This is a genomic window from Paenibacillus sp. Y859 (genome assembly GCF_056786405.1).
The window spans coordinates 47,210-60,585 of record NZ_JBXCIZ010000002.1; the positions used below are offsets into that span (position 1 = coordinate 47,210).

Here is a 13,376-nt window from a genome sequence, read left to right on the forward strand (position 1 = left end):
AGTTATGAAACTGGATTGTACGAAGGCGATAACCAGGGTGGTACCGCGAGTTAATCGTCCCTGAATATTCAGGGGCGTTTTTGTGTTCAAAAGCTTGGATATAATAGACCTATATAATGGAGGCGTTTGATATGAAAGCAAGTGAGATTCGTTCCAAATGGCTAGAGTTTTTTGCGGAAAAGGGACATAAGATTGAGCCTAGCGCTCCACTAGTTCCTCATAATGATCCATCCCTTTTGTGGATTAATGCAGGAATGGCACCATTGAAGTCATACTTCGATGGACGTGAGAAGCCGGATAATCCGCGAATTGCTAATTCTCAAAAATGTATTCGGACGAATGACATCGAGAATGTCGGTAAGACACGTAGACACCATACCTTTTTTGAGATGCTGGGTAACTTCTCCATTGGGGACTACTTTAAAGAAGAAGTTATTACATGGGCATGGGAATTTCTAACGGATAAGAAATGGATCGGATTTGATCCAGAACGCTTGTCAGTAACTGTGTATCCTGAGGATGAGGAAGCTTATAAGCTATGGCATGAGAAGATTGGTCTTACAGAGAAACGGATTGTAAAGTTAGAGGAGAACTTCTGGGATATCGGCGAGGGGCCTTGTGGTCCTTGTACAGAAATCTTCTATGACCGAGGAGAAGCCTATGGAAACGATATGTCAGATCCTGAGATGTACCCGGGTGGAGAGAACGAACGTTATTTGGAAGTATGGAATCTAGTCTTCTCACAATTCAATCACAATAAAGATGGTAGCTATACGCCACTTCCGAATAAGAATATTGATACTGGTGCGGGGTTAGAGCGTTTTGCATCCATTCTTCAAGATGTAGATTCTAACTTTGACACGGATCTATTTCAGCCGATCATTCAACAGACTGCAGCTTTAGCAAAAGTGAAATACAACGACAGTGTGGAGCAGGATATCGCTCTTAAAGTTATCGCTGACCATGTTCGTACCGTTTCATTCGCTGTTGCTGACGGTGTGCTACCTTCGAATGAAGGTAGAGGTTATGTCATTCGTCGTCTGCTACGCCGTGCAGTTCGTTATGGAAAAGTGTTAGGTCTGGATACGCCATTTCTGTACACGTTAACGGAAACCATCGGGGATGTCATGGGCGTTTATTACCCTGAAGTGGTTGAGAAGCAGGAATTTATTGCTAAGGTTATCTTTAAAGAAGAAGAGCGTTTCCATGAGACTTTATCTGATGGGCTATCTATTCTAGAGGGACTTAGTAATCAAGCGCTGAAAGAAGGGCGTACTGTTATTAGTGGTGCGGATGCATTCAAACTTTATGATACTTATGGATTTCCGTTCGATCTGACGGAAGATTATGCTTTAGAGCATGGATTAAGTGTGGATCGAGAGGGATTTGATGCTTCGATGCAAGAACAACGTACACGTGCACGTGCCGCTAGACATGATAGTGGCAGTATGCAAATTCAAGGTGGTATTCTTGGAGATCTAACGATTAAAAGTAACTTTGTTGGATATAATGACATCCAAACAGAGTCTGAAATAATGGCAATCATCGTTAATGGCGCCTTGGTAGAACGTGTATCAGCTGGGGAAGCATGTCAGGTGATACTTGATAGTACACCATTCTATGCGGAAAGTGGCGGTCAGATCAGTGATCAGGGAATTTTACGAGGAGCAAAGTGTACTGCCAAAGTTGAAGGAATGTTTAAAGCGCCATTAGGTCAACATGTTCATCGTGTGCTAGTTGAAGATGGAGAATTAAGAGTGGGTGAAACAATTAAGGCAGAGGTTAATCGTGAGCAACGTTCAGACATTGTGAAGAACCATACGGCAACCCATTTACTGCATAAAGCACTAAAAGAAGTGTTAGGATCTCATGTGAATCAAGCGGGTTCCTTAGTGGATACACAACGACTACGTTTTGACTTCTCTCATTTCGGTAGCATATCTCAAGAAGAGCTTATTGATATTGAGCGTCGTGTAAATGAACAGATCTGGAATGCCCTTGATGTGGATATTGAGTTCAAATCCATTGATGAGGCGAAGGCTTCAGGTGCTATGGCTCTTTTCGGTGAGAAATATGGTGATATTGTTAGAGTTGTGCAAGTTGGAGAATACAGTCTTGAACTGTGTGGAGGCTGCCATGTGAATAATACGTCACAAATCGGTATTTTCAAATTAGTAAGTGAAAGTGGGATTGGATCAGGCATAAGACGAATTGAAGCTGTTACAGGACGATTGGCGTATCAGTATATGGATGGACAACTTGACATTCTGAAGCAATCAGCCGAGTTGCTCAAAACTAATCTACATGATGTTCCTAAACGTATTGATGCTATGCACGCTCAACTTAAGGAATTAGGTCGTGAGAATGAATCTCTACAAAGTAAGCTGAGCATGATAGAAGCAGGAGAACTTAGTGACCAAGTGGTATCTGTGAATGGGGTAGACCTTCTGGCTGTTCGTGTCAACGCAGGGAGCATGGATGTTCTAAGATCACTTGCTGACGAATTGAAGGGGAAACTTCCGAATGCCGTCTTAGTTCTTGGGGCAACGATGGATGAGAAAGTGAACTTTGTCGTATCAGTACCTCAAGATTTAGTGAAGTTAGGTCTTCATGCGGGTAAGTTGGTAAAAGAGGTTGCAGCTGTTTGCGGTGGCGGCGGTGGTGGTCGTCCTGATATGGCTCAAGCAGGGGGTAAGGATGCAGGGAAATTGGATGATGCTTTAAAATTAGCAAATGAGCTAGTGGCTCAAAGTGTTAAAAACTAAAGTTGGTGAAGCGAAAACTTTGACATTAAAAAAAAACACCTATTTTTCATCTATGGATTTCCTTACACTGTATTGAATATGTTATGATAGAGAAAGATACAAATATTCAAAAGGTTGTTCGCTAAAATATGCCTAGACATGTTTTTAAGAAGCGAGGTGTGTGAATGGATTCGATGGATATGACGGTCAAATTCAATGTGAATGGCGATGAGTTAGAGGCTTCCTCGAAGGAGATTCTTCTAACGGTATATGATGCGTTGGTAGAGAAAGAATATCATCCAATCAATCAGATTGTAGGATATCTTTTATCCGGAGACCCCGCGTATATACCACGCCATAACAATGCAAGGAGCCTGGTTAGAAAGAAAGAGCGTGATGAATTGATTGAAGAGTTGGTTCGGTTTTATTTAGCCAATCACCGTTAGGAGAACTTGATGAGAATTTTGGGATTGGATTATGGGGATCGCAGAATTGGAGTGGCAGTTAGCGATATGTTTGGTTGGACTGGTCAGGGGCTTGAGGTTATAGAACGTCGTCGTGAAGGTGCTGAATTTGAGCGAATCGTTGTTCTGGTCCGTGAGTATGAGATTGCTGAGATTGTTGTTGGTTTACCCAAGAATATGGATGGGACAGTAGGTTTCCGGGGTGATATCTGTATAGCTTTTGCAGATCAATTAAGGGAAATCACTAAATTGCCGGTTCATTTATGGGATGAGAGGTTAACTACAGTGTCGGCAGAACGGACGTTAGTTGAAGCCAATGTTAGTCGGAAGAAGCGTAAACAGGTCGTTGATAAGATGGCAGCCAGTTTGATTTTGCAAAACTATTTGGATTCTAAGAGTATAAGGTGAGGGTGATATAAATGGCTAATGACAATATTAATATCGTAGATGAACCGGAAATTATCTATATTCCTGACGATGAGGGAAATGAAGAAGAGTTCGAGGTCATCATGAAATTCGAAGTGGATGGTTCTGATGCAAAGTATATGATGGTTGTACCCATGGATTCCGAGGATGAAGATACGGATGAAGTTTATGCATTCCGCTATGAAGAAGACGAGGATGGGGACGATATCAAGTTATATATGATCGATAATGACGAGGAATGGGCAATCGTTGAAGAAACCTTTAATACGCTTGTTGCTGAACTCGACGGAGGAGAGTAATAAGATGAGTGAAATCTCTAATCATCAGGCTAATTGGAGTAATCGATTGAAGGAAACTTTCGGCCAAACGATTGAGTTGGAAGATGAAGACGGTACTACTTCCGTATTTGATCTAACAGCTGAATTTGTTGTTGGTGATCAAAGCTATGCTGTTCTGCTTAACGTTGATGAGGAACGCGATGAATATGACATTCTTAAAATTGTCACTTCTGCAGAAGGGGTATTAGAACTTGTTACCATTGATGACGATGAGGAATGGGAGAATATCGCTGAGTTGTACGATGAGATGACTTTCCCACAGGATATCGATATTTAAAACTTATTCCAATATGAAGTGCCGAGAGGGCGGATTAGTCCGCTCTTTTTGGCTGTGAAGGGACTGGGGTTTTTTGGGAGCTAGAACTAAAGTCATTGGAATTATTTTTATGCTACTAGTTTTAGCCGTAGGTGGAGCGGCGATATATGTTTGGAATGGCATGCAACCTGTTAAGAAATCTGATGAACTTGTAGAATTTACAATTGAGCGCGGGATGGGTACGATCCAAATTGCTGAATTGTTACAAGAGAAAGCATTGATTAAGAACGATTTAATATTTATGGCATATTTGAAATGGAAAGAGCAGGGAAGTCGATTTCAAGCAGGAAATTACGTGATCACCCCAGGAACCTCAAATGATGATTTAATAGCGATGTTCAACAATGGTGATGTGGTGAAAGAAGAGATGGTTCGATTCACAATTCCTGAAGGATATACCGTCGAACAGTTGGCGGATAAGCTTGATAAAGAGGGAATTATAGATGGAGAAGCATTGTTACAACTTGCTAACCAGTCATCAAGTGCTGACACAGCAATTATAGATATGATATCGACAAATTCAGAAATGAAGCATGCATTAGAAGGATATCTATTCCCAGAAACCTATGAATTGAAAAAAGGAATTACAGAAGCGGATATTATTAAGACAATGACAACTCAACTGCTGAAAAAGCTGAATACTATAAATAATTGGGAGCAAGATCTTAAGGAAAGAGGCTTGACGCTACATGAATTGCTAACCATTGCATCTCTAGTGGAACGTGAAGTTGTTGCGGATCATGAGCGCTCACTCGTTGCGGGTGTTATCTACAATCGATTGAATAAAGGACAGAAGTTGGAGATTGATGCGACTGTTCAATATGCGCTAGATGAACCTAAAGAACGTCTTTATTATAAAGATTTAGAGGTTAAAAGTCCCTATAATACGTATTTAATTGAAGGACTTCCACCAGGACCTATTTGCAGTCCAAGTCTTGCTTCTATTGAAGCCGCACTTTATCCGGAATCTTCTGAGTATTTCTTCTATGTGACCAAGAAAGATGGATCACAAGAACATTTATTTGCTACAACATATAAAGAACATTTAAGTAATATTGAAAAAAGTAAAAGTATGTCACAATAAAAGAGGTGCAAAATATGGTTAAAAAACCAGAACTTCTGGTAACTGCAGGATCGTTGGAAGATATCATTCCTTTGATCAATGCAGGAGCCGATGCTTTATTGATAGGAAATGATACTTTTGGGATGAGACTTGCAGGTAGTTTCTCAATAGAAGAAATTCAAGCGGCTGTAAAGCAGGCACATGCTTATCAAGTCAGAGTATATGTAAGTCTCCATAATCTAATAACAAATGATATCATAGCTTCCTTAACTGATTATGTTAAGGCATTAGGAGAAGCGGGTGTGGATGCCGTTGAATTTAATGATCCTGCTGTGTTGTTCGCTATTCAAGAGAACGCACCCCAGTTAAAACTTCATTGGAATGCAGAGATGACAACAACAAATTATGCGACAGCGAACTATTGGGGACGTAGAGGTGCAACTCGAGCAGTATTTGCTAGAGAGCTCAACATGGAAGAAATCACAGGAATGAAGGGTCATCTGGACATGGAATCGCAGGTTCAGGTGCACGGAATGACAAATATTTACCATTCTAAGCGGAGCTTAGTTGGAAGCTATATGTTGCATCAAGGTAGACCAACGGATGGCGGTAGCTTGGGTAAAGAACGTGGACTGTTTCTTTTAGAAGCAGATCGTCCGGGTGAGAAGTATCCTATTTATGAAGATGTGAATGGAACTCATATTATGAGTTCGGATGACATTTGTATACTGGAGGATTTACATTTGCTTATCGAAGCGGGTGTGAATACCTTTAAAATTGAAGGATTGCTAAAGCCCTTGGCTTATAACGAGGCGGTTGTGAGAACATTCAGACAAGTGATCGATGAGTATGTAGCCAATCCAGAAGGTTATCGATTCCAAGATCAATTTATGGACAATATTCGTAAGGTTCAAGATCCAGAGCGAGAGTTGACGTTTGGATTCTTTTATAAAGAACAAGTATATTGATTAAAGTTATATGTGAGGTGGTACACAAATGGAAGTAAAGAATCAACCGATGTACAAAGGTAAGCGAAATCGTCTAGCTAAACCAGAGCTTCTGGCACCAGCAGGTAATTTGGAGAAGTTGAAGTTTGCCATTCACTATGGAGCGGATGCAGTCTATATTGGTGGACAAAGCTATGGGTTACGATCGAATGCGGATAACTTTAGTTTTGAAGAAATGCGTGAAGGTGTGGAGTTTGCTCAGAAATATGGAGCTAAGGTGTTTGTTGCGACTAATATTTATGCACATAACGAAGATTTAGAAGGTATTGAACAGTATTTGCGTAAGCTCCATGAAGCGGGTATTGCAGCAATTATTACAGCTGATCCTGCTATTATTGAAATTGCACAGAGGATTGTACCTGAAATAGAAGTACATTTAAGTACACAGCAGTCAACACTGAATTGGCAAGCGGTGAAGTTTTGGAAGGAAGAGGGGCTGCCTCGGGTTGTATTAGGTCGTGAAGTCAGCCTGAAGGAGATCGCTGAAATTAAAGAGCATGTCGATATTGAAATTGAAGCTTTTATCCATGGTGCTATGTGTTCTTCTTATTCTGGACGTTGCGTGCTCTCAAATCATTTCACTGACCGAGACTCGAATCGTGGGGGCTGTTGTCAGTCATGTCGTTGGAGTTATGATTTATTCGAAGATGGACCCCTGAATGAAGGGTGGGTATCCGAAGAGAATATCGAGGATCAAGCAAACTTAGAATCAAAGAAACCTAATGTAGCACAGCTTCCGCTGTTCCAACCGGAAGATAATTCCTTCACCATGGGATCTAAAGATCTATGTATGCTAGAGAGCATACCTGAACTTATCGAAGTGGGTATTGACAGCTTCAAAATTGAAGGACGCATGAAATCATTGCATTATGTAGCTACTGTAGTGAATGCTTATCGCATAGCTATCGATTCTTACATGGCAGATCCAGAAAATTATGTATTGAAGCCTGAATGGGTGGAGGAGATTAATAAAGCCGCAAACCGTCCATTGAATACTGGATTTTTCTATGATACTCCTGATCACGAAGATCACATCTACGAGCCGGAAGAAAAGGCTACTCCGTATGACTTTGCAGGCTTAGTGCTAGAATATAATGCCGAGAATGGAATGGCCATTATTCAACAGCGCAATCATTTCAAGCCTGGACAAGAGATAGAGTTCTTTGGACCTGGTGGAAGATTTTTTAAACAAGTGGTAGGTAAAATTTGGGATGAGAATGGTAACGAGTTAGATGCAGCGCGTCATCCATTACAACGTATTACATTAAAGGTTGATCAGCCAATTACTTATTATGATATGATGCGAATTAAAAGATAATAAATATTAAATGAACTGACGATGAAGCAATCGTCAGTTTTTTTAAATTCCTTTTTTAGAAGAGGATAATTGAACATATTGTCGAATTACTAGTATAATAGCAATCATAGCGCTTTCATTATATGGGATACGTTATGCATAATTTACTGGTAGGTGAAGAAACATGGGTAAGGATGAGAAGAAGAAACTATTTCGGAAATCGACAGGAAAAGCAGCAAAGATGGGGGAGGAGATAGAAGGAACTCGAAATAAGGATAATAATTCAAGTGAACTGAAGAGCAATAATAAAGTATGGAAACTATTAAGAAAATTCAATCCTTCAAGATCAGTCGGTGTTAAGTTATTTCTTATATTTTTCACAGCAATAGTTACGTTTGTTTTACTTGTAGGAATTATGTCTTACATAAAGGCCAAGAATACGATTGAGAATACCGCGGCGAATGCTAACAAACAGACGATTATTCAAACATCTGAGAAACTAGATATTATTCTAAAACAATATGAAGATATTTCAATGCAATTGTTTTTTGATACTGAAATGCAGCAATATATTGGAGGGCTAACGGAACCTGGAATTTCAGATTATGAGTTATTTGATACTGTTAGCAAGATTAACGGGAAATTGGGTAGTCAAGTTAATACAAACAATGCGATCAATGGCGTCTTTATTGTTCCGCACGATGAGGAAATCAAACCGATTACAAACGGAGCTATTTCCACGGATTTAGATACGGTACGTTCACAGGATTGGTTCAACTTAATAAAAGATCAGAACGGGACTATGTGGATACCAACAGAAGCAGGTGTAAAAGGAGAACCTAGCTTTAAATTTGTACGCTCGCTTAAAAGTTTGACAGGTAGGTCCCAAATATTTGTACTTGTGATGGAATTTAAACAGGATGTACTAGAAGAACAATTGAGAGGCGTTAATCTGGGTACTGGTAGTAAGTTAGAGATCGTTACTACCGATGGTCAGGTTGTTGCTTCAAGTGTGGCCGGAGAGGCAGGCAACAAGACTGAGTTTACGTTTATGGTCGATCAAGAAGAACCATCCGGTGACCTGAATGCTACAGATAAGAGTGGCAACAAAGTTCTTGCTGTGTACAATACACTTAAGACAGTGGACTGGAAAGTAATAGGGGCTATACCCACTTCAGAGCTAGTAAAAGATGCTAGAGGTATCCTTACCTTTACAATCTGGGCTGCAGTTGGGGTTGCTATCATCGCTATTCTGATAGGATTATTGTTGGTTCGCATGATTGCTCGTCCGCTTGTCAATCTGAGAAACCTATTGATGGAAGGGTCTAAGGGCAATCTTCAAGTTCGTTCCAAATATGTATCCAATGATGAAATTGGGGGACTTGCAGGAAGTTTTAATATTATGATGGAGCAAATCACTAACCTAGTGAATCAGACGAATACTACGGCGCAGGATGTTCTGGATACAGCTAGTGAACTATCAGATGCATCTAATAAGACGGCTTTATCCGCGCGTGAGATCGCTGTTGCAACGGAGGAAATTGCTAATGGTGCCAGTAGTCTTGCAACAGAAGCAGAGCGAGGTAATGAGCTAACAGAGCATATCTCGCAACAGATGCAAACGGTAATTGATGCAAACAATGAAATGGGGAAAGCTGCCCGTGATGTTGAAAATTCCAGTGAGTTAGGTACGAATCAACTAAATGACCTATTGGATCAGACACATCAGACGGAGAATATGGTTGGTTCCTTAATGAAGAAGGTAGATGGTCTTAAGGAAACTACATTATCTGTTAATAAGGTGCTTGAGGTGCTACAAAACGTAACGAAACAGACCAATATCCTATCATTGAACGCGACGATTGAGGCTGCTCGTGCTGGCGCAGCTGGAAAAGGATTTATGGTGGTTGCGGATGAGATACGACAATTGGCAGATCAATCAAGGAAGTCTATTGATATGGTAGGTCAGATTACGGATCGAATAATGGGTGAAATGAATGAAACAGTAGATGCGCTATCAGAAGCATATCCGCTATTTCAACACCAGATGACGGCTGTAAAGGAAACCAATGATATCTTTGTATCCGTACAAGGGCAAATGGGTGATTTCATTCAGCGATTAGATTCGGTAACACAGTCGATTGAAGGATTGAGCAAGACACAATCAGTCTTGTCAGATGCGATGTCGAATGTAAGTGCTGTTGCTGAAGAATCTTCTGCAACTTCTGAGGAAGTCGCTTCGCTCAGTAACGAACAACAAAGTATCGGTAATCAATTGGTACAGTTATCCGGTAAATTGGAGAATGTCTCAAGCGAACTGAAAGAGACTTTGTCACGATTTACAGTTTAACTTTAGGTTACTCAGAAAATATAGAAGGTCCCTCCATTTGGAGGGACTCTTTTTAAAATATAAGAAAGTATTCCTGTGGAGAAACAAATTTAAGGTTCGAAGAAAAATGAGTCTCTCTGTAAACTAGGTTTCGGTCGACCAAAACACGAAACATAATAACGAAGGGACTCAATAATGGATCTGGAAAGAAAAATTAATGGATTGAGAGAATTACAGAGAAAACACTGGTAATCGGAACGGACATTGCAAAAGTTAATCATGTTGCACGTACCTTTAATTATCGAGGAATGGAGCTAGGTAAATACTGTCTGTTCACTACTGGTTTCCGTTATATCATTATTACAATGAACGAGGGATTCAGGTTGTTCAAAGTACTCAATGATATCAAACTCATCAAGAAGTCCTTGCATGGTATACTTTTTTTATAAATCATGATCCTACATACTCCTTTTCAGATAAGAAAGGAAAAGAAGTGTAATAAATTCTACAAATAGTTTGCCATCCAGACTTGCATCAGATGAAACGGATAAGCGACGTAGGTTCAAGCGCTCTTGAATGCATTCTCAACAAGATCCTTGTTACGATAAATTTCAAGTGCTTCAATTGGATCTTTGATTTCATTGATATACTTAGTCTGTATCTGCTTATTCCTTTGTTGTTTGGTAGGACTTACAACCTTACAGGATTAGCAGATGTTTTTCTATTTTCAACCTTGGATTATTTCGTCAAGCACTGGTTTTGGTTTTGAGCCGTTTTTTGAAAAAAGATTCTGGGGAAATATGTAGAAAATCGTGATATGGTAAATATAAATAGTTTTTTTCGAGGAGTAATCATATGGATACAACATTACTTGTAGTAGAGGACGATATTAGTCTGAATAAGGGAATTGCGCTCACACTTGCTCAGGAGGGTGTTAGGATTAAACAAGCTCATAATTTGACTGAGGCTGAGACATTATTTTCTGCGGGTGGGATCGATTTGATCATACTCGATGTGAATCTTCCGGATGGGAGTGGCTTGGATTTCTGCGAGAAATTGCGAAGAGAATCGAAGGTTCCCATCATATTTTTGACTGCTAATGATATGGAATGTGATATTGTGACGGGCTTTGAACTTGGGGGGGACGACTACATTACCAAACCGTTTAGCTTAATGGTACTCAGAGCCCGAGTCATGGCCGTATTGAGAAGATCGGATCAACATGGCATAGATAAATTGACCATTGATCATATGACATTTGATTTCGGAAATATGGATTTTCGCAAGTCTAACCAAGCTGTGGTCCTGAGTAAGACCGAGCAGAAGTTATTGAAGATCCTTGTGATGAATAAGGGTAATATTCTAACACGAGAACAGTTAATGGATAAGATTTGGACTCAAGAAGCTGAATACGTAGATGAGAATGCGTTGACTGTGACCATTAGAAGATTACGGGGAAAACTTGAAGACGAACCATCTTCACCTAAGTACATCAAAACTGTCTATGGTCTAGGGTATATATGGGCAGGTGGTAGTGATCATGAATGAAGTTGGAGAACAAGCGTTTAACAGAGTCTACCTATGGTTCACACTCATCTTTACTATTCTAGTGTTAGGCTATACGGGTACGGTACTCTCTACATATGGTACTGATAATACAATCGGTTGGATATCATGTGTGTTCATCGTCGTCGTATTACTAACTGGAGGAGCCTCCGTGTGGATACTCAAACACAAAATTGGTAGGGTGATTCGGACACTTGACGATGTGATTGACGGAGCTATAGCGGGCCATGATCGAGTCACGGGTTATGCGGAGACCAGTATTTCATCCATGGAAAATAAATTACTCCGTTACATTGATTCCTCTACAATGCATGATAAAAAAGTTGTAGCTGAGAAGAATAAGATCAAAGAGTTAATATCCGATATCTCTCATCAGACGAAGATCCCCTTATCGAATATCGTGATGTACAGTCAACTTCTGGCCGAAAACAACCAATTGGACGATAATATTCGGGAATATATAACACAGATTAAGTCACAATCGGACAAGTTAGATTGGCTGATTCAGTCGCTCATCAAAATGTCTAGGTTAGAGACGGGAATCATTTCGATTCATGCCTCCATGTGCCCTGTCATCGAGAGTATTACTAAGGCTGTGGCACAGGTGTATAGTCGAGCGCAAGCAAAGAATATTGAAATAACAATTGACTGTGATCATACAATTCAAGCTAGACAGGATATGAAATGGACAAGCGAAGCTCTGTTCAACATCATGGAGAACGCAGTAAAGTACAGTGAACCAGAGGGGACAATACATATATCAGGACAAGCGAATGAGATGTTCATCCGATTGGATATTATGGACACAGGGATCGGAATAGATGAGTGTGAGCTTAATGACATATTCAAACGTTTCTACAGATGTAAGGCTACAAGGGAATACGAGGGTGTGGGGATTGGGCTATTTCTTGCTAGAGAAATCATAACCACTCAGGGAGGATATGTCATGGCTTCTTCCATCATGGGAAAGGGGTCGACCTTTTCAATATATTTGCTCCGATCATAGTTAGCATAGCATCTGATTGTGTCAACACTGTTATATTTCAGACATGGGAATGTTAGATTGATTTGATAGATTTAGTTTGTACTTAGAGGTACAAGCTATTTTTGTTATAGGGAGATGATCTGAAGTATTATGCCGATCTTACAAATACAAGATTTAAAGAAGTATTATGGTCAAGGTGTTCATGTTGTGAAAGCGCTAGATGGTATTTCGTTAACGGTAGAGAAGGGGGAGTTTGTTGCCATCGTTGGTACAAGTGGAAGTGGAAAAAGTACGCTCCTCCACATGCTCGGTGGGTTGGATCGGGCGACAGAAGGAAAGGTTTACGTGGACGGCAACGATATCTTGGACATGAATGACGACAAGCTGACGATTTTCAGACGAAGATCCGTAGGCTTTATATTCCAGAGTTACAATCTGATTCCTATCCTTAACGTTTATGAGAATATTGTGCTTCCGATTGAGCTGGATGGTGCGAAAGTGGACAAAGGCTATGTGGATCAGGTCATTGAGACACTAGGACTTAAGGAGAAGGTGAATAATCTCCCAGCCAATTTGTCCGGGGGACAGCAGCAGAGAGTGGCGATCGCCAGAGCCTTAGCTACGAAGCCTTCGATTATTTTAGCGGATGAACCTACGGGAAATCTGGATAGCAAGACAAGCCAAGAGGTGCTCATTCTCATGAAACAAATGAGTCAGAAATTCAATCAAACCATCGTAATGATCACCCATAACGAAGGGATTGCCCAAACCGCTGACAGAGTGATCCGTATTGAGGACGGTCAAATGGTGAGCCGCTCTGAAGCTGGTAGGGGGTGAGTTC

The 13,376-nt window shown here is 40.5% G+C and carries 12 protein-coding genes and 1 pseudogene; 12 read left to right on the top strand and 1 reads right to left on the bottom strand.

All coding sequences use genetic code 11. The features are described from left to right. Window positions 1-131: 131 nt before the first annotated feature. From alaS to AC1TO8_RS05170, 9 genes are all read left to right on the top strand, one after another. Complete coding sequence (gene alaS / locus AC1TO8_RS05130; RefSeq protein ID WP_482054548.1) at window positions 132-2,765, top strand: alanine--tRNA ligase; 2,634 nt, start codon at window positions 132-134, stop codon at window positions 2,763-2,765. A gap of 164 nt (window positions 2,766-2,929) precedes the next feature. Then, window positions 2,930-3,190 (top strand): IreB family regulatory phosphoprotein, encoded by a 261-nt coding sequence (locus tag AC1TO8_RS05135; protein WP_438347063.1) that lies wholly within the window; start codon window positions 2,930-2,932, stop codon window positions 3,188-3,190. 9 nt (window positions 3,191-3,199) lie between these two features. After that, window positions 3,200-3,616, top strand: a complete 417-nt coding sequence (gene ruvX, locus AC1TO8_RS05140) for a Holliday junction resolvase RuvX (RefSeq protein WP_482054549.1) — start codon at window positions 3,200-3,202, stop codon at window positions 3,614-3,616. 11 nt (window positions 3,617-3,627) lie between these two features. Then, on the top strand, window positions 3,628-3,933 hold the full coding sequence (locus tag AC1TO8_RS05145; protein ID WP_438347061.1) for a DUF1292 domain-containing protein: 306 nt from the start codon (window positions 3,628-3,630) through the stop codon (window positions 3,931-3,933). Window positions 3,934-3,937: 4 nt separating this feature from the next. Next, window positions 3,938-4,249: a DUF1292 domain-containing protein gene (locus tag AC1TO8_RS05150; RefSeq protein ID WP_482054550.1), complete on the top strand. Its 312-nt coding sequence runs from the start codon at window positions 3,938-3,940 to the stop codon at window positions 4,247-4,249. Between the two features lie 73 nt (window positions 4,250-4,322). Beyond that, entirely contained in the window at window positions 4,323-5,372 is a 1,050-nt protein-coding gene (mltG, locus tag AC1TO8_RS05155; RefSeq protein WP_482054551.1) for an endolytic transglycosylase MltG, read from the top strand. A gap of 14 nt (window positions 5,373-5,386) precedes the next feature. After that, window positions 5,387-6,319: a peptidase U32 family protein gene (locus tag AC1TO8_RS05160; RefSeq protein ID WP_482054552.1), complete on the top strand. Its 933-nt coding sequence runs from the start codon at window positions 5,387-5,389 to the stop codon at window positions 6,317-6,319. 28 nt (window positions 6,320-6,347) lie between these two features. Then, window positions 6,348-7,676: a peptidase U32 family protein gene (locus AC1TO8_RS05165; protein WP_482054553.1), complete on the top strand. Its 1,329-nt coding sequence runs from the start codon at window positions 6,348-6,350 to the stop codon at window positions 7,674-7,676. Between the two features lie 163 nt (window positions 7,677-7,839). Continuing rightward, on the top strand, window positions 7,840-10,005 hold the full coding sequence (locus AC1TO8_RS05170; RefSeq protein WP_482054554.1) for a methyl-accepting chemotaxis protein: 2,166 nt from the start codon (window positions 7,840-7,842) through the stop codon (window positions 10,003-10,005). A gap of 359 nt (window positions 10,006-10,364) precedes the next feature. On the opposite strand, the pseudogene AC1TO8_RS05175 reads toward AC1TO8_RS05170, so the two are convergent. Next, a pseudogene (locus tag AC1TO8_RS05175) lies at window positions 10,365-10,627 on the bottom strand (IS1634 family transposase); the annotation flags it as partial. A 212-nt stretch (window positions 10,628-10,839) separates the two neighbouring features. Between AC1TO8_RS05175 and AC1TO8_RS05180 the strand changes: the two are divergent. From AC1TO8_RS05180 to AC1TO8_RS05190, 3 genes are all read left to right on the top strand, one after another. Further along, window positions 10,840-11,532 carry a response regulator transcription factor gene (locus AC1TO8_RS05180; RefSeq protein WP_482054555.1) on the top strand — a complete coding sequence of 231 codons (693 nt, stop codon included), beginning with the start codon at window positions 10,840-10,842 and terminating at the stop codon, window positions 11,530-11,532. Then, entirely contained in the window at window positions 11,525-12,556 is a 1,032-nt protein-coding gene (locus AC1TO8_RS05185) for a sensor histidine kinase (RefSeq protein WP_482054556.1), read from the top strand. Before AC1TO8_RS05180 ends, AC1TO8_RS05185 begins: the two co-directional genes overlap by 8 nt. A 129-nt stretch (window positions 12,557-12,685) precedes the next feature. Further along, window positions 12,686-13,372, top strand: coding sequence for an ABC transporter ATP-binding protein (locus AC1TO8_RS05190; RefSeq protein WP_482054557.1), 687 nt, complete (start codon window positions 12,686-12,688; stop codon window positions 13,370-13,372). The last annotated feature ends 4 nt before the right edge of the window (window positions 13,373-13,376 follow it).

Bases quoted from the DNA above. Each gene is read 5' to 3' on its own strand.
- alaS (WP_482054548.1), top strand. From the start codon at position 132: ATGAAAGCAAGTGAGATTCGTTCCAAATGGCTAGAGTTTTTTGCGGAA.
- AC1TO8_RS05135 (WP_438347063.1), top strand. From the start codon at position 2,930: ATGGATTCGATGGATATGACGGTCAAATTCAATGTGAATGGCGATGAG.
- ruvX (WP_482054549.1), top strand. From the start codon at position 3,200: ATGAGAATTTTGGGATTGGATTATGGGGATCGCAGAATTGGAGTGGCA.
- AC1TO8_RS05145 (WP_438347061.1), top strand. From the start codon at position 3,628: ATGGCTAATGACAATATTAATATCGTAGATGAACCGGAAATTATCTAT.
- AC1TO8_RS05150 (WP_482054550.1), top strand. From the start codon at position 3,938: ATGAGTGAAATCTCTAATCATCAGGCTAATTGGAGTAATCGATTGAAG.
- AC1TO8_RS05160 (WP_482054552.1), top strand. From the start codon at position 5,387: ATGGTTAAAAAACCAGAACTTCTGGTAACTGCAGGATCGTTGGAAGAT.
- AC1TO8_RS05165 (WP_482054553.1), top strand. From the start codon at position 6,348: ATGGAAGTAAAGAATCAACCGATGTACAAAGGTAAGCGAAATCGTCTA.
- AC1TO8_RS05170 (WP_482054554.1), top strand. From the start codon at position 7,840: ATGGGTAAGGATGAGAAGAAGAAACTATTTCGGAAATCGACAGGAAAA.
- AC1TO8_RS05180 (WP_482054555.1), top strand. From the start codon at position 10,840: ATGGATACAACATTACTTGTAGTAGAGGACGATATTAGTCTGAATAAG.
- AC1TO8_RS05185 (WP_482054556.1), top strand. From the start codon at position 11,525: ATGAATGAAGTTGGAGAACAAGCGTTTAACAGAGTCTACCTATGGTTC.
- AC1TO8_RS05190 (WP_482054557.1), top strand. From the start codon at position 12,686: ATGCCGATCTTACAAATACAAGATTTAAAGAAGTATTATGGTCAAGGT.